This is a genomic window from Kitasatospora sp. NPDC033851 (assembly GCF_055576085.1).
Genome location: NZ_JBVIRL010000029.1, coordinates 21,008 through 39,635 on the forward strand (window position 1 = coordinate 21,008; position 18,628 = coordinate 39,635).

Below are 18,628 nucleotides of genomic sequence, written 5' to 3' on the forward strand. Positions count from 1 at the left end.
GGCAAATCGCCTCGTGGAGCGGGCTGCGCGTTGGATAGCCTGGCGGCATGCCCGCGACCTCACAGGCCCCGCTCACCGTCGGCTTCGACCTCGACATGACACTGCTGGACACCCGACCGGGTATCCGCGCCACCTATCTGGCGCTCTCCGCCGAGACCGGAACCCCGATCGACGCCGACCTGGTGGTCACCCGGATCGGCCCGCCGCTGCTGGACGAGATCCGCAACTGGTTCCCGGAGGAGGAGGTGGAGCGGGCCGTGACGCGCTACCGCGAGCTCTACCGCGACCACGCCTTCGCCCCGACCGTGGCCCTGCCCGGCGCACACGCCGCCGTCGAGGCGGTCCGCGCCCACGGCGGCCGGGTCGCCGTGATCACCGGCAAGTACGAGCCGAACGCCCGCCTCCACCTGGAGCACGCCGCCATGGCGGCGGACGTGCTGATCGGCGACCTGTGGGCGGAGACCAAGGGCGAGGCGCTGCGCGAGCACGGCGCGAGCATCTACGTCGGCGACCACCTCGGCGACATCCGGGGCGCCCGGCACGCGGGCGCCGTCGCGGTCTGTGTGCCCACCGGCCCGTACGGCGCGGACGAGCTGCGCGAGGCGGGCGCGGACGTGGTGCTGGCGGACCTCACGGCGTTCCCGGACTGGCTCACCCGCCACCTGGCCGGCTAGGACCCGCCTGGGAACCGGCCAGGGCCGGTCAGGGCGCTTCCCGGGCCGGACCTGGTCCGGTCAGGGCCCGACCCGGCGGCGCTGGGCGCGCGCGTTCAGGAGCAGCCCGGTCAGCGCGGCCAGGAACCCCGCCGGCATCAGCATGCTCAGCCAGTACGCGGCCGTCGGCAGCGGCGTCAGGTGCAGGAACAGCGGGACGAAGGTGACCAGGGTGGCGAGTGCGCCGAGACCGAAGACGATCGCCCCGGCCTTGACGTACACGTCGCCGGGATCGGCGCTCTGGCTGCTCACGTCTGCTCACTCCTCGGGGCGGGGCCGGACCGACCCCAGTCTGGCAGAGCCGCCGTCGGGGGCGCCCATCGGAGCGGCTCCGTCACGTTGCGCAGTTTCCCGGCAGCTCAACGTTTTGATCCCTGCTGGGCGGGGGTATGCAGGGGGTGCCGAGGGGCGCTGCAGGTGCGCCCCGTGTCCTCAGACCCGGGGGTGTGAGCCGATGGACAGCGCCGAGACGCGACCCGGCCGTGCCAGTACCGGGTTGCCCGTGGGCCCGAGAACTCCGCGCCCCGACCGCCCCGAGCGGGCCTCGGAACGCGGATCCTTCGCGGAACGCGGATGAGGCAGTCACGGACCGTTAGTCTGCTCCTGACAGCGAGCTGACCATGAGCGCCTGCGGGCGCCGAGCCGAGGTCGCCCGCGGCTTTCCCACCACCCAGTGATCCCCGGCCAGGGCCGGGATCCCTCACACCCATTCGAGGACTGTTCGAGATGCCCACCGGCCAGGTCAAGTGGTTCAACGAGACGAAGGGCTTCGGCTTCCTGTCGCGCGACGACGGCGGCGACGTCTTCGTCCACACCAAGGCACTGCCCGCCGGTGTCACCGTGCTGAAGCCGGGTCAGCGGGTCGAGTTCGGCGTGGTCGCCGGGCACCGCGGCGATCAGGCGATGGCCGTGCAGCTGCTGGACGCGCTGCCCTCGGTGGCCGTCTCCCAGCGCCGCAGCGCGGACGACATGGCCCCGATCGTCCAGGACCTGATCACCACCCTGGACGCGGTGCTGCCGGGCCTCCAGCGCGGCCGCTACCCCGCCAAGCCCACCGGTCAGAAGCTGGCCGGCCTGCTGCGCGCGGTGGCCGACCAGTTCGACGTGTAGGACGGTGCGGGGAAGCGCTACCCGAACGCGAGCGCACCCGGGTCGAGCGGGGGCACCAGCCCCTCCGCGGCGGCCCGGGTGAGCAGTGCGCGGACGGCCGCGTAGCCCTCCTCGCCGAGGTCCTCGGTGAACTCGGTGACGTACAGCCCGATGTGCTGCTTCGCGACGTCCAGGTCCATCTCCTGGGCGTGCGCCAGCACGTACGCGCGGCTCGCCTCCGGGTCCGCCCAGGCCTGGCGGACGGAGGCGCGGATCGCCTCGGCGACCGCCCGCAGCCGCTCGGGGCCGAGCGAGCGCCTGGCGACGATCGCGCCGAGCGGGATCGGCAGGCCGGTCTCCTGCTCCCAGGCCTCGCCCATGTCGGCCAGGCTGTGCAGGCCGTACTGCCGGTAGGTGAAGCGGGCCTCGTGGATCACCAGGCCGGCGTCCACCCGGCCGTCCCGGACGGCGGGCATGATCTCGTGGAACGGCAGGACGACGATCTCGCCGAAGCCGCCCGGCACCGCCTTCGCCGCCCAGAGCCGGAACAGCAGGTACGCCGTGGAGCGCTCGGAGGGCACCGCGACGGTCTTCCCGGCGAGGTCCGCGGGGGATTCCACGCCCGGCACGGTGAGCACCAGCGGGCCGCAGCCGCGCCCCAGCGCGCCGCCGCAGGGCAGCAGGGTGTACTCGTCCAGGACCCACGGCAGGGCGCCGTAGCTGATCTTCAGGACGTCCAGCTCGCCGCGCTCGGCCAGGCCGTTGGTGATGTCGATGTCGGCGAAGGTCACCTCGGGGGCGTCCGCCCCGGGCACCAGGCCGTGCGACCAGGCGTGGAAGACGAAGGTGTCGTTCGGGCAGGGCGAGTACGCGATGCTCAGCCGTTCAGCCACGGCCGGCCTCCTCGATCGTTGTGTGGCCGGCGGCCAGTTCGTGGACGGGCAGCGCGGCGAAGGCCCGCTCCAGGGCGGCCAGCGCCTCGCCGATCCGCCACGCGGCCCGGTCGCGCGGGCCCACCGGATTGGACACGGTGCGCAGTTCGAGGGCCGGTACGCCGTACCGGGCGGCGGCCTCGGCCACGCCGAAGCCCTCCATCGCCTCGGCGGCGGCGCCCGGGTGGCGGGCGGCCAGCGCGGCGGCCCGCTCGGCGCTGCCGGTGACGGTGGAGACGGTCAGCACCGGGCCGATGACCGGGCCCGGGCCGGTGGCGGCGCCGGGGGCGGCCAGCGCGGTCGCGACGAGCGCGACGACGGCCGGGGGCGGGGTGTGCCGGACGGTGCCGAAGCCCAGCTCGGTGACGTCGGCGAAGCCCTCGGGGGTCTCGGCGCCGAGATCCGCGGCGACGATGGCGTCGGCCACCACCGTGGCGCCGACCGGGGCGTGCGGCGCGAAGCCGCCCGCGATCCCGGCCGAAACGGCCAGGGCGTACGGGTGGGCGGCCAGCGCGGCGGAGGCGGCGGCCGCGGCGGCGGCCGGGCCGACCCCGGCGGCCAGCACGTCCACCGGCGCGCCCTCGGCCCGGTGCAGGGTGCCGCCGGGCAGCGGCAGGGCGGCGGCCCCGCAGGGCAGGCCGCGCAGCACCGCCTCGGCCTCGGCGGCCACCGCGACGACGACGAGCAGCCGGGCCCGCGCGGGGCCCGACTGCTCGTGCTCGCCGTTCCCGGCGTCCTGCGCGGTCATCGCGGGACCGTCAGCTGTCCTGGGTCTTCAGCTGGAAGTACCAGACGGCGATCGGGTTGTCCGAGTTCTGGTCGCCCTCGACCACGGTGACCAGGGTCTTGCCGCTGGCGTTGAGCACCTTGTTCGCCGGCTGGGCACCCGTCCAGGTCTGGCCCTTGGCGTACGCGGACAGGCTGGTGCGCCCGCCGCTGCTGGACGAGCCGCCGTTGGAGAAGGCCCACCAGCCCGACTTGGCCACGTTCGGGGAGACACCGACGCCGACCCGGTCGCTCGCCACCACGTCCGAGGTGGGCAGGGTGCCGTCCTTCAGGGCCTTGGTGGCCTTGTCCTGGCAGTCCTGCTGGAGGTCCTCGGTGATCGCGCTGCCGCCGTTCCAGCACAGCGGGTCCGCGACGATCGAGGAGTTGCCGACCGTGAGGGTGGCACGGTGCGAGATGTGCTCGGTCTGGTTGGAGGCGACGGCGACGGAGGTGCCCACCGTGGCGGCGCCGACCACGACGACGGCGCCGAGGGCGGCGATGGCACGGGAATTGAGGCTCATGCGTCAGAATCTACCGGGCCTGGCCGATCACGCTACGCGGGGGTCGGCCACCGCGTGTTGCCGCACCGCCCGGTCAGGCCACCCGGGGCGCCGCGGGGTGCCGGCGCAGGCCCACCCGGAAGAGCGAGCGCAGCGTCCACAGCAGCGCCAGGCCGACCACCGCGGCGGCGACCGACAGGCCCAGCTCCCCGTTCAGCGGCATCAGGATGCCGACCGCGCCGCCGGCCACCCAGGACAGCTGCATCAGGGTCTCCGAACGGGCGAAGGCCGAGGTCCGCACCGCCTCCGGGACGTCCCGCTGGATCAGCGCGTCCAGCGCCAGCTTGCCCAGCGAGGCCGCCATCCCGGCGATGCCGGCGACCAGAATCACCGTCACCACGCCGTACCAGAGCGCGGCCGCCGCCGTCACACCGGTCGCCAGCAGCAGCATCGCGGTGACCGTCGCCTCCGGGCCGCGGGTGCGCAGCCAGGAGCCGAACACCGAGCCGAGCGCGTTGCCGGTCCCCGCCGCCAGGGCCACCAGGCCCAGCGCCAGCGTCGGCTGCAGGCCGCCGATCGGCTCCTCCCGCAGCAGGAAGGCCAGGAACATCACCAGGAAGCCGACCAGCCACTTCATCGCCGACATCGCCCGCAGCGCCAGGATCACCGACGGGCCGACGGTGCGCAGCGAGGCCTTGACCGGCGGCGGCCTGTGGTGGATCAGGTGCGAGCCCTCGCCGTGCACCTCGGCGTGCAGCACGGCGCGCTGCTCGCCCTTGGCCGAGTCCACGGCGTGCGGCAGGTGGAAGGCCATCAGGGTGCCGACCACGAACACCAGGAAGGCACCGCGCAGTGGCCAGCCCGGGCCGATCAGGTGCAGCAGCCCGCCCACCCCGGCCGCCACACCGGTGGCCAGCAGCCCGGCCAGGGTGACCCGGGAGTTCGCCTTCACCAGGGACAGCCGGCTCGGCAGCAGCCGGGGCACCACGACGCTGCGCACCACCCCGTAGGCCTTGGACGCCACCAGCACGCCGAGCGCCTCCGGGTAGAGCGCGAGGCCGCCGCCGGAGATCACCCCGGCCATCGTCCAGGCCAGCACCGCCCGGGCCAGCATCGCCATCGCCATGGCCGCCCGGCGGCCGTGTGGCAGACGGTCCAGCAGCGGGCCGATCACCGGGGCCAGGAGGGCGAACGGGGCCATCGTGATCAGCAGGTAGAGCGCCACCCGGCCGCGGGCCTCGCCGGTGGGCACCGAGAAGAAGATGGTGGAGGCCAGGGCGATGGTGATCAGCATGTCGCCGAACGAATTGAGCGCGTGCAGCTCGATCAGCTTGGCGAGGCCGGACTCGCCCGCGCCCTCGGCGGAGGTGGCCCGGCGGATCCGGCGGCCGGTGCCGTGCACCACCTTGCCGGTGCGGGCGCCGACGGCGGAGGCGGTGCGGATCAGGAAGGGGCGGCGGGACTCGGGGACCTCCTCCTCCGGGACCTCGTCGAGGGCGGCGAGGTGGCGGGCGCGGGCGCCGTCCGGCTCGGGGACGCCGTCGTCAGGCGCGTTGCCGGGTGCGTCAGGTGTGGCAGGCGCGTCGGGTGTGCCGACGGCGTCGGGCGGTGCGTGGTCCCCGACCGGCTTGACCAGGCTCACGGGGGCGGCGGGCGCCTCGGTTCCGCCCGCCGGCTGCGGTTCGCCCGAGCCGGGGACCGGAGGCTGCCGTCGCGGCACGGCGTCCGCCTGGTCGGGGCTGCCGGCCTGCGAGGCGCGCACTGCGTGCTGCGACGAGTTGTCGTCCGCCACAAGCCCATCCTGCCCCAGATCCGGCGCGCCGACGCGGGATTGCGCTCCGCTCGGCGCGGCCGTTCCGTGCCCGTGGAACGCACGCGTCCGCCCCGGACTGTGCCGGGGTGCCGACCGGCGGGTAGCCTGCCCAAAGTCCGCCCGCCGGGACGCCGGGGCGCCGGCAGGCCGGTCGAGCGGCGCGGTCGGTACCCGAGGGGGCCTCCGGTCGCGCAGAATGGATGAGGGACTACCAAGCCGCGACGGAATGGGCAACACGCCGTTGGCGACAGAAGAACTGGGAGAGAATCGACGCCGTGAGTGCTGCGATGCGAAGCCGTACCCCCGACCGGCTCTGTGCCGAGGCCGTCGAAATCGCCCGCCAGGCAGCCGAGGAGGCCGTCGGAGCGGCGGCCGTCGGGCCGCACCTTGACGTCCAGGCGGACGCCGAGCGCGTCGTCACCCACACCTTCGAGTGCCGGGACGCCGCGTACCGCGGCTGGCACTGGGCGGTCACGGTCGCCCGCGCCCCGCGCGCCAAGAACGTCACCCTGGACGAGGTCGTGCTGCTGCCCGGCCAGGACGCCGTCCTCGCCCCCCAGTGGGTGCCGTGGAGCGAGCGGCTGCGCCCCGGTGACATGGGCCCCGGCGACCTGCTGCCGACCGGTGCCGACGACCTGCGCCTGGAGCCCGGCTGGACCGGCGAGGACGAGCCCGCGCCGAACTCCGCCGCCGCCGCCCTCGTGGACGACGAGGACCTGGTCGTCACCGACCCGCACGTCCAGCCGGCCCCGGCCCGCGCCCGGATCAACGCCATCGCCGAGGAGCTCGGCCTGGGCCGCAGCCGGGTGCTCTCCCGGCTCGGCCTGCACCTGGCCGCCGAGCGCTGGGAGAAGACCCACGGCTCGCAGACCCCGATGGCGCAGGCCGCCCCGGCCTCGTGCGGGAGCTGCGGCTTCCTGATCCCGATCGGTGGCTCGCTCGGGCAGGCCTTCGGTGTGTGCGGCAACGAGTTCGGGCCGGCCGACGGCCAGGTCGTCTCCTTCGCGTACGGCTGCGGCGGGCACTCCGAGGCGGCCGTCATCCCGGCCCCGCCGGCGCCGTCCGAGCTGATCCTGGACGAGCTGGTGGTCGAGCCCCTGCAGCTCCACCCCGACCGCGCCTCCGGCTCCGTCGAGCCCGACGCCCCCGCCGAGGAGCTCGGCCACTCCTGAGGTCTGTGCTCCACGGCCCGCCCCGGCGACGATCCGGGGCGGGCCGTGGTGTTTCCCGAACGGGCCGCGCCGATTCGGGGCGGGTGCCGCAGGCCCCGGCCGGGGCCGTGGTCGGGAGCAGTCAGTGGGGCAGGGAAGAATGCCCTACGACGTACAGGGCGGCGGAAGGCGGCAGGTCCAGTGGAACCTCGGATCATCGGCAGCAGCACGGACGAGCACCTCGCGGACGCCTTCGGGAGCGCCGCGCTGCGGCGGCGGGTGCTGGACGCCTGGGCCGCCTCGCCGGCCCGCTTCCGGGAGGACGCCAACGCCGAGGAGGAACTCGCGCTCGGCGGCTACCGGGACCGCCTGGTGGTCGAGTTGGCGCAGAACGCGGCCGACGCGGCGGTCCGCGCCGGGCGCGGACCCGGGCGGCTGCGGCTGACCCTCGCCGACGGCGTGCTCGCCGCCGCCAACACCGGCGCCCCGCTGGACGCGGCCGCCGTCGAGTCGCTGTCCACCCTGCGCGCCTCCTCCAAGCGCGGTGAGCAGCCCGCCGTCGGCCGGTTCGGGGTCGGCTTCGCCGCCGTCCTCGCGGTCACCGACGAGCCCGCCGTGCTCGGCGCCACCGGCGGGGTGCGCTGGTCGCTCGGCGAGGCCCGGTCGCTCGCCGAGGCGCAGCCCGCGCTGACCGAGGAGCTGCGCCGCCGGGACGGCCACGTGCCGCTGCTGCGGCTGCCGTTCGCGGCCGAGGGCCCGGCGCCCGAGGGCTACGACACGGTGGTCGTGCTGCCGATGCGGGACGCCGCCGCCGAGGACCTGACCCGCCGGCTGCTGGCCGGGATCGACGACGCGCTGCTGCTCACCCTGCCCGGCCTCGCCGAGGTCGTGGTGGAGACCCCGGAGGGCACCCGGACGCTCACCCGGGCCGCCGCCGAGACCCGCCCGGACGGCGTCACCGAGGTCACCGTCACCGACGACGCGGGCGGGCGGCTGCGGCAGACGGTCTGGCAGACCGCCGGCGCCTCCGGCCGCCTGGCCACCGAGTTGCTGGTCGACCGGCCCACCGAGGAGCGCGCCCGCCCGTACTGGACGGTGACCTGGGCCGTCCCGGTCGGCGTGGACGGCGCCCCGCAGCAGCCCGGCATCGCGTCCGTGCTGCACGCGCCGACCCCCAGCGACGAGCCGGTCGGCCTGCCCGCGCTGCTGATCGCCTCCTACCCGCTGGACTCCACCCGCCGGCACGTCGCGCCCGGCCCGCTGGCCGACTTCCTCACCGAGCGTGCTGCCGACAGCTACGCCGACCTGCTGCGCGCCCGCGGCGCCGACCTCGGCTCGCTCGGCCTGGTGCCCGGGCCGCTCGGCAAGGGCGCGCTGGACAACGCGCTGCGCGCGGCGGTGCTGTCCCGGCTGCCCGGCACGCCGTTCCTGCCGCACCCGGCGCCGGTCGAGGAGGGCACGCCCGCGCTGCGGCCCCGGGACGCGACGCTGCTGGAGGGGGCGGACGGCTCGGTGGTCGAGGCGCTCGCGCCGATCTTCCCCGGGCTGCTGCCGGCCGGCCTGGAGCGCCGCACCGAGCTGCGGGTGCTGAACGTGCGCCGGGTGCCGCTGGCCGACGTGGTGGACCAGCTCGGCGGCCTGGACCGCGAGCCCGGCTGGTGGCGCAACCTGTACGCGGCGCTCGGCGGGGCCGACCCGGAGGCGCTCGGTGCGCTGCCCGTACCGCTCGCGGACGGCCGGACGGTGACCGGGCCGCGGCGCGTCCTGCTGCCCTCGGAGGACGCCGACTGGGCGGCCTTCCCGGGCTACCCCGAATCGCTGGCCGGCGCGCTCGCCGCGCTCGACCTGCGTCTGGCCCACCCCGAGGCCGCCCACCCGCTGCTGGCCAAGCTCGGCGCGGGCACCGCGACCCCGGCCGGGGTGCTGGACACCCCCGAGGTGCGGGCCGCCGTCGCCCGCTCCTACGAGGTGGCCGAGGACGACCTGGACACCGCGCTCGAACTCGCCGACGCCGTCCTGGCGTTGGTGAAGGCCGCCGCCCCGGAGCCGGGCGACCACCCGTGGCTGGCCCGGCTGGCGCTGCTCGACGACGAGGGCGAGCCCGCCCGCGCGGGCGAACTCGTGCTGCCCGGCAGCCCGTTCGCCGCGCTGGCGCGCGAGGAGGACGCCGGCTGGGTGGACGACGACCTGCTGGAGCGCTGGGGGCCCGAGGTGCTCGCGGCCGTCGGCGTCCTGGCGGACTTCGTCCTGGTGCGCGCCGAGGACGTGGTGCTCGACCCGGACGACCTGGAGCGGCTCGACCCCACCGTCCCCGCCGACCGGGCGGCCGGCGGCCACCCCACCGGCCTGGTGGACGAGGCACCGGACGGGCTCGCCGACTGGGCCGAGGACGCCCTGGAGGCCCTGCAGGCCGACGAGGCGATCGGCGTCCCGCCGGTGGCCGCCGAGCTGCTGGCCGTACGCGACCTCGACCTGGTGGACGACGACGCCTGGCCCGAGGCGCTCGCCGCGCTGGCCCGCCCGCCGTACCGGGACGCCGTGGTCAACCCGGTGCGCACTCTGCTGCCGGACGGCTCGTACGCCGACCTGCCGCCGTACACCGCGTGGTGGCTGCGCGACCACCCGGTGCTGGCGGGCCGCGAGCCCGCCGGGCTGCGCGCCGCCGGGGCCGACCCGCTGCTGCGCGGCCTCTACGACGAGGCGCGCACCACCCTGGACGACCAGTTCCTGCACGCGCTCGGGGTGCGCACCACGCTGACCGCGCTGCTCGCCGAGCCGCACGGGCCGGACGAGGTGCTGGACCGGATGACCGATCCGGCTGTCGAGGTCGCCCACCGCCAACTGCACGGCCTGCACAGTGCGTTGGCCCGGGTGGAGCGCGAGCGGATCGAACCGCTGGACGTGGTGCGGGCGCTGCCGCCACTGGACCCGGCCACCGGGCGGCGGCCCGCCCACACCGTGGTGGTGGACGCCACCGAGGCGGTCGTCGCGGACGCCCCCGACCTGGTCCAGCTGCTGCACTCCCACCCGCTGCTGCCGGTCGCCCCGGCGCTCGCGGCCGACCTCGCCGAGCGGCTGCACGTGTCGCTGGCCAGCGAGGTGGCCGGCGGCCGGGTGCTCTCCGAGGGCGTGCTGCACCGGGTCCCGGCCGTGGTGCGCGAGCTGCTGCCCGGCTGCCCGGTCGCGTACGAGGAGCACGAGGAGCTGCTGGTCGTCGGGCCGGACGGCGACGAGGCCGCGGTGGACTGGCGGTGGGACCCCGGGGCGGACGCCCCGGAGCCGCCGTACGACCCGGAGCTGGCCGAGGCCGAGGACGAGGACGACGAGTTCGAGGTCCCGCCGGTGCCGGGCCTGCTGCACGCCGCGACCCCGGAGGGCCTCGCGGCCGGCCTCGCCTGGTCGGTCGGACAGTGGCACCGGCGCTTCGAGGTGCTGGCCGCGCTCAGCGAGCCGGACCGGGCGTACGAGCTGTCGGCGGCCCGGGACTTCGAGGGCTGAGCCGCCGTACGGGCCGGGCCCGCCGGCGGGCCCGCCCCGACCGGCGGGTCCGGCGGGCTCACTCCAGGCCGCGGCGCTTCATGAAGCGCCAGACGAGCTCCAGGAGGATGCCGCAGACCACCGCGATGGCGACGCCCAGCAGCGGGTCGCGGATGCCGACCAGGGAGAGCTGGAAGAATTCCTTCAGCGGGGGGATTAGCAGCACCAGGGCGAACGCGCCGCACATCGTGCCGATCAGCAGCAGCCGCCACCAGGAGTACGGGCGGGCGACGATGGCGAGGACCCAGATGGCGATCAGGAAGAGCGTCAGGGTGGCCACGCTGGTATCGGCCTTGAGGTCGGTCGCGTGGTCGGCGCGGGCGAGCGCGTAGGCGACGAAGGTGCCCGTCCCGGCGATGACGCCGCCGGGGATGGCGAGCCGCAGCACGCGTTTCACGAAGCCGGTGCGGGCCCGCTCGTTGTTGGGGGCGAGCGCGAGGAAGAAGGCCGGCACGCCGATGGTCAGGGAGGACAGCACGGTGGAGTGCCGGGGCAGGAACGGGTACGGCGAGTGGGTGAAGATCACCAGCAGCGCCAGCAGCACCGAGTAGACCGTCTTCACCAGGAAGAGCGACGCGACCCGCTCGATGTTGCCGATCACCCGGCGGCCCTCGGCGACCACCGACGGCAGGGTCGCGAAGGAGTCGTCGAGCAGCACGATCTGGGCGACCGCCTTGGTGGCGTCGGAGCCGGTGCCCATCGCCACGCCGATGTCGGCGTCCTTGAGCGCCAGCACGTCGTTGACGCCGTCGCCGGTCATCGCCACGGTGTGGCCGCGGGACTGCAGTGCCCCGACCAGCAGGCGCTTCTGCTGCGGGGTGACCCGGCCGAAGACGCTGGTCCGGTCGGCGGTCTCGGCGAGCTGCTCGGGGTCGGTGGGCAGGGTGCGGGCGTCCAGCGGCTGGTCGGCGCCGGGCAGGCCCAGGTGGCCGGCCACCGCGCCGACCGAGACCGCCGCGTCGCCCGAGATGACCTTGGCCCGGACCCGCTGGCCCTCGAAGTAGCGCAGGGTTTCGGCGGCGTCGCCGCGCAGCCGCTGCTGCAGCACCACCAGGGCGAGCGGGGTGAGGTCGGCCGCCGGGTCGGGGGAGTCCAGCGGGACGGGCGTCCGGCCCAGCAGCAGCACCCGCAGGCCCCGCGCGCCCAGCTCGTCCACCTCGGCCAGCGCCGGGTGCCCGGCGGGCAGCAGCACGTCGGGGGCGCCGAGCAGCCAGCTGGCCTCGCCGCCCTGCGGCTCCAGCAGCTGCACGCCGCTCCACTTGCGGGCGGAGGAGAAGGGCATCGCCTCGATCACCCGCCAGCCGTCGCGGCCCGAGGATCCGCCGGAAGGACCGTCCGAGGCACCGTCACCGTCGCCGCGCCCGTACGCGTCGATGACGGCCTGCATGGACGGGTTGGGGCGGGGGTCGGCGCCGGCCATCACGGCGAGCGCGCGCCGGACGGTCTCGGCGTCGACGGCGGCGGGCTCCCCATCGGAGAGCACCCGCAGGTCGATCACGTCCATGCCGCCCTCGGTGAGGGTGCCGGTCTTGTCCAGGCAGACGGTGTCGACCCGGGCCAGGCCCTCGATCGCCGGCAGCTCCTGGACCAGGCACTGCTTGCGGCCGAGCCGGATCACGCCGATCGCGAAGGCCACCGAGGTCAGCAGCACCAGGCCCTCGGGGACCATCGGGACGATGCCGGCCACCATCCGCCGCACGGCCTCGCGCCAGTCCCGGCCCTCGACGGCCAGCTGGCTGATGATCAGGCCGATCGCGGTGGGGAACAGCAGGTAGGTGATGAACCGCAGGATGCTGTCGATGCCGCTGCGCAGCTCCGACTTCACCAGGGTGAACTTGCTGGCCTCCTCGGCGAGCTGCGCGGCGTAGGCCTCGCGGCCGACCTTGGTGGCGGTGAACGCGCCCGCGCCGGCCACCACGAAGCTGCCGGACATCACCTGGTCGCCGGGCTGCTTGAGGACGGGGTCGGGTTCGCCGGTGAGCAGCGACTCGTCGATCTCCAGGCCGTCCGCCTCGGTGACCTCGCCGTCCACGATCACCTTGTCGCCGATGCCGAGCAGCACGGTGTCGTCGAGGACGATCTCGGAGACGCCGATCTGCTGGACGGCGCCGTCCCGGCGGACCTGCGGGCGGGCCTCGCCGATCAGGGCCAGGCTGTCCAGGGTCTTCTTGGCGCGCAGCTCCTGGATGATGCCGATCGCCGTGTTGGCGACGATGACCAGGCCGAACAGGCCGTCCTGGATCGGTCCGACGATCAGGATGATCCCGAACATCACGCCGATGATCGCGTTGAAGCGGGTGAAGACGTTGGCCCGGACGATTTCCCTGGTGGAGCGGCTGGACCGGACCGGGACGTCGTTGACCTGTCCCTGCGCGACCCGCTCGGCCACCTCGGCGACGGTCAGTCCGCCGCGCCGCCCGGGCAGCAGCCCGAGGGGGTGGGCTCCGTCGGGACGGTCCCCGTCGGTCGGCCGCTCTTCCGCTGGCTGGGCAGGCTGCGTCATGGCACCGACTCTACGGGTGCCTTATGTCCGATGCGTGCTACTAAAGGGCTATTCAGTCCGACCGGGTGGCCGGGTCCTGACCGTCGCCGTCCGTCATGCGTCCGGCCGCCTCGGCGGCGCGGCTGCGGGCGATCGCGTCGCGCCGGGCGCGGCAGTACCAGAGGCCGATCAGGCCGAGCAGGCCGCCGGAGAGGCAGATCCACGGCCAGGTGCCGTGGCCGTGTTCGGAGAGCGTGCCCTGGAAGGGGAGCAGGGCGAGGAAGGCGACGAACCACACCACCGTGCCGCCGCCGACGATGGCGACGTCGTTGGCCTCCAGCGGAGGGGGCGAGGGGTGCAGCGGCGTCTTCGGCATGGGGCCTAGCGTACGGTGCGGTGGGGGCCGGTCGTCGTCGCGCAGCCGCCGCGCACGGGCCAGGCGGGGGCCGCGCGGGCGGCCTGTGGGCCTGCCGCGGGCTCTACGCGCGAAGATAGCGCGTGTGCGATGGGGAAACCATACTTAAAGGTCTGACACCGAGCCGCCGTCGCCTCGGGCGTCGACCCCCTCTCCTCAGCTCCCCCACAGAGGACGCACGCATGCCTGTGGTCCAGCCGACCACCGAGTCGCCCGAACCCGCCGACGCCGCGCCCAAGCCCCCCACCGGCGCCGTCGACCGCTACTTCCGGATCAGCGAGCGCGGCTCCACCCTGCCGCGCGAGATCCGCGGCGGCGTCGCCACCTTCTTCACCATGGCGTACATCCTGGTGCTGAACCCGATCATCCTGGCGAGCGCCACGGACATGACCGGGGCCCACCTGGACAGCGCCCAGCTGGTCACCGCCACCGCCCTCACCGCGGGTCTCACCACCCTGCTGATGGGTGTGATCGGCAACGTCCCGATCGGCCTGGCCGCCGGCCTCGGCGTCAACACCATCGTGGCGCTCCAGCTCGCCCCGAAGATGACCTGGCCGGACGCCATGGGCATGGTCGTGCTAGCCGGCCTCGCGATCATGCTGCTGGTCGCCACCGGCCTGCGCGAGCGGGTCATGAACGCGGTCCCGCTCGGCCTGCGCAAGGCCATCGCGATCGGCATCGGCCTGTTCATCAGCCTGGTCGGCCTGGTCGACTCCGGCTTCGTCAGCCGCGTCCCGGACGCCGCGCACACCACCGTCCCGCTGCAGCTCGGTGGCAACGGGCACCTGCTCGGCTTCCCGGTGCTGGTCTTCGTCGTCGGCCTGCTGCTCACCCTGATCCTGGTCATCCGCAAGGTGCCCGGCGCGATCCTGATCAGCATCGTGGCCTCCACCGCGCTCGCCGTGGTGCTCGACAAGGTCGTCGACATCCCGGCGCTCAAGTGGGGCCTGACCGTCCCGGCCTGGCCGGGCAACCCGGTGGCCGCGCCGGACTTCGGGCTGGTCGGCAAGGTCAGCCTGTTCGGCGGCTTCGAGAAGGTCGGCGTGCTGACCGGCGTGCTGTTCGTCTTCACCGTGCTGATGTCGTGCTTCTTCGACGCGATGGGCACCATCCTCGGCGTGGCCGACGAGGCCCACCTGCTGGACGAGAAGGGCGACCTGCCCGGCATCAACAAGGTCCTGATGGTCGACGGCATCGCCACCGCGCTCGGCGGCGCCACCTCCTCCTCCGCCAACACCTGCTTCGTGGAGTCCACCGCCGGCGTCGGCGAGGGTGCCCGGACCGGCTTCGCCTCGATCGTCACCGGCCTGCTCTTCGTCGTGGCGCTCTTCCTCACCCCGCTCGCCACCATGGTCCCCGCCCAGGCCGCCACCCCGGCCCTGGTCACGGTCGGCTTCCTGATCCTGGCCAACTCGATCAAGGAGATCGACTGGGCCGACTACACGATCGCGATCCCGGCCTTCCTGACCATCGTGATGATGCCGTTCACCTACAGCATCACCAACGGCATCGGCTTCGGCTTCATCGCCTTCTGCGTCCTGCGCGTGGCCGCCGGCCGCGGCCGCGGCGTGCCGGCCCCGCTGTACGCGGTGGCGGCGGTGTTCGCCTTCTACTACCTGATGCCGGCCTTCGGCCTGCTCTGACGCCGTACGGGGCCGCGGCGTTTCCGAAGTGCCACCGTGCTCCGAAGTGTCACCGGCCGTGGTCTCACCGGCCGTGGTGTCACCGGACCCCGTGGTGTCACTGGACGTCGAACTCGTTGCCCTCGGGGTCGGCCATGGTGGTCCACTCGCCGCCCGGCTCCTTGACCTCCCGCAGGACGGTGGCACCGAGGGCTTCGAGGCGGGTGACGGTGGCGGCGCGCTCGCCCGGGGCGGGGTGGACGTCGAGGTGCAGTCGGTTCTTGGCCCGTTTGGGCTCGGGGACGGCCTGGAAGAGGATGCGACGGCCGAGGCCGGTGTCCGAGGCCGGGTCGAACGGGTCCTCGGGGTGGCGGACGGCGGCCAGGGTGCGCCAGGCGGGGTGGCCGTCCACCTCGGTGGTGGCGTCGGGGCCGACCGCGCCGGCCTGAAGCAGGCGGGTGACCAGCGGGCCGTGGTCCTCCCGGGTGTACTCCAGGGCGGCGGCCCAGAAGGCGGCCTGGCGGTGCGGGTCGGCGCAGTCGATGACGAGCTTCCAGTGCAGCGGCATGTAACCGTTTCTATCGGTTACCGGATGGTCGGGCAATCAGCCACTGTCGGAAGCTGTCAAAAAGGCGCCCGTGTAGGCCAGTTGACGGTGGGAATACTGGCTGGACGGAGAAGGGGGAGGGGACTCGACCGATGGTGCAACAGGATCCGCCCGGGGGCGTCGAGGCACAGCTGCTGCCGGAGCTGTTCCGGACGGCGGACAAGGCCTCGCTGGACGGCCAGCGCGAGACGCTGCGCTGGTACCGAGGCCTGATCGCGATGCTGGTGGTCGCCGCGCTGATCGGGTCGTTCCCCGGCCCGGACCACAAGGGCGACTTCGACCCCTGGCCGCTGTTCTCGGTGGCCGCCTTCCTGCTGGCCGGCTACTTCTGGTCCCGGCTGCGCCGCAGCAACCCGCAGGGCCGCTGGTACGAGGCGCGGGCGGCGGCCGAGTCGGTCAAGACACTGGCCTGGAAGTACACCGTCCGGGCCAGCCCGTTCGACGGCGAGGGGCAGTCCCCGGACGTGGACCGGGGCTACCTGCTGCAGGTCGAGGACGTGATGCGGGCCTTCGAGGACCCGGCGATCGTGCCGCCCGACACCGTCGCCGAGATCACCCCGGAGATGCGGCGGCTGCGTGCCGACAGCCTGACCGCCCGGCGCACCCTCTACCTGCGCACCCGGGTCGAGGGGCAGCGCACCTGGTACCGCTCCCGGGCGGACGCCTGCGAGTCGCAGGCGGTCTCCTGGGGGCTCGGCATCGCGGTGCTGATCATCCTCGGCGCGGCGGCCGCCATCGCCCAGGCCACCGGTGCGCTGCAGGTGCACATCTTCGGCGCCAGCTCGGCCGCGGCCGCGGCGATCATCGCCTGGACGCAGCTCAAGCAGCTCCGCCCGCTGGCCGCCGCCTACCAGTTGGCCGCGCGCGAGCTGGAGAACGTCGGCAACCAGCTCTCCGACCTGGACGTCAGGGCGCCGGACGCCGAGGCGCGCTGGGCCCGGCTGGCCGCCGAGGCGGAGGACGCGGTCTCCCGCGAGCACACCACCTGGCGGGCCCGGCGGGCGTTCCCGCGGTAGGGCGGGGCGTTCCGCACTGGGCCGGGGGCGCTCCGCGCTAGACCAACTCTGGGAAACAGCTGGGGAGATCGGGCGAAGGGGGAGCACGCCGGGACCACAGGTGTGCGGGGTACGTGAGGGTAGAGCGCCGAGGTACGGACCGTAATCGTTACGTGTCCATGCCCTGGTTTCATCACCTCCGCGCGACCCCTGTACCGCCGGAGGCCCCCCTTGCGCATTCTCCTGATCGCCAGTGCGTTCAACAGCCTGACCCAGCGCGTCCATGCCGAGCTGCGCGAGCGCGGCCACCAGGTCGCCGTCCAGCTCGCCCTCGGGGACGAGCAGATGCGGGCGGGGGTGGCCCGGACCGACCCCGAGCTGATCATCTGCCCGATGCTGACCAAGGCCGTCCCGCAGGACATCTGGTCCAGCCGGACCGTCCTGATCGTGCACCCCGGGCCCACCGGCGACCGCGGCCCCTCCTCGCTGGACTGGGCGATCACCGAGGGCGCGGAGCGCTGGGGCGTCACGGTGCTGCAGGCCGTCGAGGAGATGGACGCCGGTGACATCTGGGCGTCCGTCGAGTTCCCCGTCCCCGACTGCGGCAAGAGCGAGCTGTACCGGGGCGAGGTCGCCGACGCCGCCGTGGAGGCCGTCCTGCTGGCCGTCCAGCGCTACGAGGGCGGCCTGTTCACCCCCGAGCCGCTGGACTACGGCCGACCCGACGTCCACGGCGAGCTGCGGCCCTTCCTGCGCCAGGAGGCGCGCCGGATCGACTGGGAGCAGGACGACACCGCCACCGTGCTGCGCAAGCTGCGCGCCGCCGACTCCCAGCCCGGCGTGCTGGACGAGCTGTACGGGCGCGAGTTCTTCCTGCACGGCGCCCACCCCGAGGACGAGCTGCGCGGCCCGGTGCCCGGCGCCGTGCTGGCCACCAGGGACGGCGCGATCTGCCGGGCCACCGTGGACGGCGCGGTGTGGATCCCGCAGCTGCGCCCGCGCCGCACCCCCGGCGGGCCGGCCACCTTCAAGCTGCCCGCCGCGACGGTCCTCGCCGACGAGCTGTACCGGGTCCGCGAGGTGCCGGTGCGCCCGGCGGCGGCCGCCCGTCGCGACACCTGGTCGGAGCTGCGCTACCGGGAGGAGGGCGACGTCGGCTACCTCGAATTCGCCTACCCGGGCGGGGCGATGAGCACCGAGCAGTGCCGTCGGCTGCTGGCCGCCTACCGGGAGGCGGCCGCCCGGCCCACCTCGGTGCTGGTGCTCGGCGCTCCCCGGGACTTCTACTCCAACGGGATCCAGCTCAACGTCATCGAGGGCGCGGCCTTCCCGGCGCTGGAGTCCTGGGAGAACATCAACGCGATGGACGACTTCGTCGAGGCCGTCCTGACCACGACGGACAAGGTCACCGTCGCGGCCCTCGCCGGGAACGCGGCGGCCGGCGGGCTGATGATGGCGCTCGCCGCCGACGAGGTGTGGTGCCGCGACTCGGCGGTGCTCAACCCGCACTACCGCCTGATGGGCCTGTACGGCTCCGAGTACTGGACGTACACCCTGCCGAACCGGGTCGGTGCCGAGCAGGCCGAGCGGCTCACCACCGAGGCGCTGCCGGTCGGGGCCGAACACGCGCGCCGGATCGGCCTGGTGGACCGGACGTCCGGCGGGGACGCGGCGGAGTTCCGCCGCTGGGTGGCCCGGGAGGCGGCCGGGATCGCCGGCTCGCCCGAGCTCACCGGGCGGCTGGTGGACAAGAAGCGCCGCCGCGCCGCCGACGAGGAGGCGAAGCCGCTGGCCGAGTACCGGGCGGAGGAACTGCGGCGGATGCACGCCAACTTCTACCGGACCGACGAGCCGTACCACGGGCTGCGGCGGGACTTCGTGCACAAGGTCTGCCCGGTGGCCACGCCGGAGCACCTGACCGGGCTGCTCGGGCGGCCCGCGTAAGGGGCCGGCGGGCCGACACACGGCGACGCCCGGCCGGGTCCCCCACCCCGGCCGGGCGTC

At 74.6% G+C, this 18,628-nt stretch carries 15 protein-coding genes; 7 read left to right on the forward strand and 8 right to left on the reverse strand.

What is annotated here, in order from left to right:
- Positions 1–47 precede the first annotated feature (47 nt).
- Complete coding sequence (locus tag ACZ51D_RS36045; RefSeq protein ID WP_465616423.1) at positions 48–674, forward strand: HAD family hydrolase; 627 nt, start codon at positions 48–50, stop codon at positions 672–674.
- A gap of 60 nt (positions 675–734) precedes the next feature.
- On the opposite strand, the gene ACZ51D_RS36050 is transcribed toward ACZ51D_RS36045, so the two are convergent.
- Positions 735–965 (reverse strand): hypothetical protein, encoded by a 231-nt coding sequence (locus tag ACZ51D_RS36050; protein WP_360494711.1) that lies wholly within the window; start codon positions 963–965, stop codon positions 735–737.
- Positions 966–1,439: 474 nt separating this feature from the next.
- Here ACZ51D_RS36050 and ACZ51D_RS36055 point away from each other — a divergent pair, with 474 nt between their 5' ends.
- Entirely contained in the window at positions 1,440–1,823 is a 384-nt protein-coding gene (locus tag ACZ51D_RS36055; protein ID WP_360494708.1) for a cold-shock protein, read from the forward strand.
- A gap of 17 nt (positions 1,824–1,840) precedes the next feature.
- On the opposite strand, the gene ACZ51D_RS36060 is transcribed toward ACZ51D_RS36055, so the two are convergent.
- From ACZ51D_RS36060 to ACZ51D_RS36075, 4 genes are all read right to left on the reverse strand, one after another.
- The gene (locus tag ACZ51D_RS36060; protein ID WP_465616426.1) at positions 1,841–2,695 is read right to left on the reverse strand and encodes a 1,4-dihydroxy-6-naphthoate synthase; all 855 of its coding nucleotides are present in this window, start codon (positions 2,693–2,695) and stop codon (positions 1,841–1,843) included.
- Positions 2,688–3,482 carry a futalosine hydrolase gene (locus ACZ51D_RS36065; RefSeq protein ID WP_465616428.1) on the reverse strand — a complete coding sequence of 265 codons (795 nt, stop codon included), beginning with the start codon at positions 3,480–3,482 and terminating at the stop codon, positions 2,688–2,690. Before ACZ51D_RS36065 ends, ACZ51D_RS36060 begins: the two co-directional genes overlap by 8 nt.
- A gap of 10 nt (positions 3,483–3,492) precedes the next feature.
- Positions 3,493–4,023: a hypothetical protein gene (locus ACZ51D_RS36070; protein WP_360494699.1), complete on the reverse strand. Its 531-nt coding sequence runs from the start codon at positions 4,021–4,023 to the stop codon at positions 3,493–3,495.
- 73 nt (positions 4,024–4,096) lie between these two features.
- Complete coding sequence (locus ACZ51D_RS36075; protein WP_465664679.1) at positions 4,097–5,449, reverse strand: MFS transporter; 1,353 nt, start codon at positions 5,447–5,449, stop codon at positions 4,097–4,099.
- 653 nt (positions 5,450–6,102) lie between these two features.
- Between ACZ51D_RS36075 and ACZ51D_RS36080 the strand changes: the two genes are divergently transcribed.
- Both ACZ51D_RS36080 and ACZ51D_RS36085 read left to right on the forward strand, forming a co-directional pair.
- Positions 6,103–6,987 carry a DUF3027 domain-containing protein gene (locus tag ACZ51D_RS36080; RefSeq protein WP_360494844.1) on the forward strand — a complete coding sequence of 295 codons (885 nt, stop codon included), beginning with the start codon at positions 6,103–6,105 and terminating at the stop codon, positions 6,985–6,987.
- Between the two features lie 180 nt (positions 6,988–7,167).
- A complete protein-coding gene (locus ACZ51D_RS36085; RefSeq protein WP_465664666.1) occupies positions 7,168–10,464 on the forward strand; it encodes a sacsin N-terminal ATP-binding-like domain-containing protein in 3,297 nt (1,098 codons plus the stop codon).
- A 58-nt stretch (positions 10,465–10,522) separates the two neighbouring features.
- On the opposite strand, the gene ACZ51D_RS36090 is transcribed toward ACZ51D_RS36085, so the two are convergent.
- Together ACZ51D_RS36090 and ACZ51D_RS36095 are read right to left on the reverse strand one after the other, a co-directional pair.
- Positions 10,523–13,006 (reverse strand): HAD-IC family P-type ATPase, encoded by a 2,484-nt coding sequence (locus ACZ51D_RS36090; protein WP_465664667.1) that lies wholly within the window; start codon positions 13,004–13,006, stop codon positions 10,523–10,525.
- A 52-nt stretch (positions 13,007–13,058) separates the two neighbouring features.
- Positions 13,059–13,361, reverse strand: a complete 303-nt coding sequence (locus ACZ51D_RS36095; RefSeq protein ID WP_360494690.1) for a DUF2530 domain-containing protein — start codon at positions 13,359–13,361, stop codon at positions 13,059–13,061.
- Between the two features lie 221 nt (positions 13,362–13,582).
- Between ACZ51D_RS36095 and ACZ51D_RS36100 the strand changes: the two genes are divergently transcribed.
- On the forward strand, positions 13,583–15,043 hold the full coding sequence (locus ACZ51D_RS36100) for an NCS2 family permease (RefSeq protein ID WP_465616434.1): 1,461 nt from the start codon (positions 13,583–13,585) through the stop codon (positions 15,041–15,043).
- Between the two features lie 97 nt (positions 15,044–15,140).
- On the opposite strand, the gene ACZ51D_RS36105 is transcribed toward ACZ51D_RS36100, so the two are convergent.
- On the reverse strand, positions 15,141–15,590 hold the full coding sequence (locus ACZ51D_RS36105; protein WP_360494685.1) for a VOC family protein: 450 nt from the start codon (positions 15,588–15,590) through the stop codon (positions 15,141–15,143).
- A 131-nt stretch (positions 15,591–15,721) separates the two neighbouring features.
- Here ACZ51D_RS36105 and ACZ51D_RS36110 point away from each other — a divergent pair, with 131 nt between their 5' ends.
- Both ACZ51D_RS36110 and ACZ51D_RS36115 read left to right on the forward strand, forming a co-directional pair.
- On the forward strand, positions 15,722–16,645 hold the full coding sequence (locus ACZ51D_RS36110) for a DUF4231 domain-containing protein (protein ID WP_360494682.1): 924 nt from the start codon (positions 15,722–15,724) through the stop codon (positions 16,643–16,645).
- A 210-nt stretch (positions 16,646–16,855) separates the two neighbouring features.
- Entirely contained in the window at positions 16,856–18,568 is a 1,713-nt protein-coding gene (locus tag ACZ51D_RS36115) for a hydrogenase maturation protein (protein WP_465664668.1), read from the forward strand.
- Positions 18,569–18,628 lie beyond the last annotated feature (60 nt).

Bases quoted from the DNA above. Each gene is read 5' to 3' on its own strand.
- ACZ51D_RS36045 (WP_465616423.1), top strand. From the start codon at position 48: ATGCCCGCGACCTCACAGGCCCCGCTCACCGTCGGCTTCGACCTCGAC.
- ACZ51D_RS36055 (WP_360494708.1), top strand. From the start codon at position 1,440: ATGCCCACCGGCCAGGTCAAGTGGTTCAACGAGACGAAGGGCTTCGGC.
- ACZ51D_RS36065 (WP_465616428.1), bottom strand. From the start codon at position 3,482: ATGACCGCGCAGGACGCCGGGAACGGCGAGCACGAGCAGTCGGGCCCC.
- ACZ51D_RS36070 (WP_360494699.1), bottom strand. From the start codon at position 4,023: ATGAGCCTCAATTCCCGTGCCATCGCCGCCCTCGGCGCCGTCGTCGTG.
- ACZ51D_RS36080 (WP_360494844.1), top strand. From the start codon at position 6,103: ATGCGAAGCCGTACCCCCGACCGGCTCTGTGCCGAGGCCGTCGAAATC.
- ACZ51D_RS36090 (WP_465664667.1), bottom strand. From the start codon at position 13,006: ATGACGCAGCCTGCCCAGCCAGCGGAAGAGCGGCCGACCGACGGGGAC.
- ACZ51D_RS36095 (WP_360494690.1), bottom strand. From the start codon at position 13,361: ATGCCGAAGACGCCGCTGCACCCCTCGCCCCCTCCGCTGGAGGCCAAC.
- ACZ51D_RS36100 (WP_465616434.1), top strand. From the start codon at position 13,583: ATGCCTGTGGTCCAGCCGACCACCGAGTCGCCCGAACCCGCCGACGCC.
- ACZ51D_RS36105 (WP_360494685.1), bottom strand. From the start codon at position 15,590: ATGCCGCTGCACTGGAAGCTCGTCATCGACTGCGCCGACCCGCACCGC.
- ACZ51D_RS36110 (WP_360494682.1), top strand. From the start codon at position 15,722: ATGGTGCAACAGGATCCGCCCGGGGGCGTCGAGGCACAGCTGCTGCCG.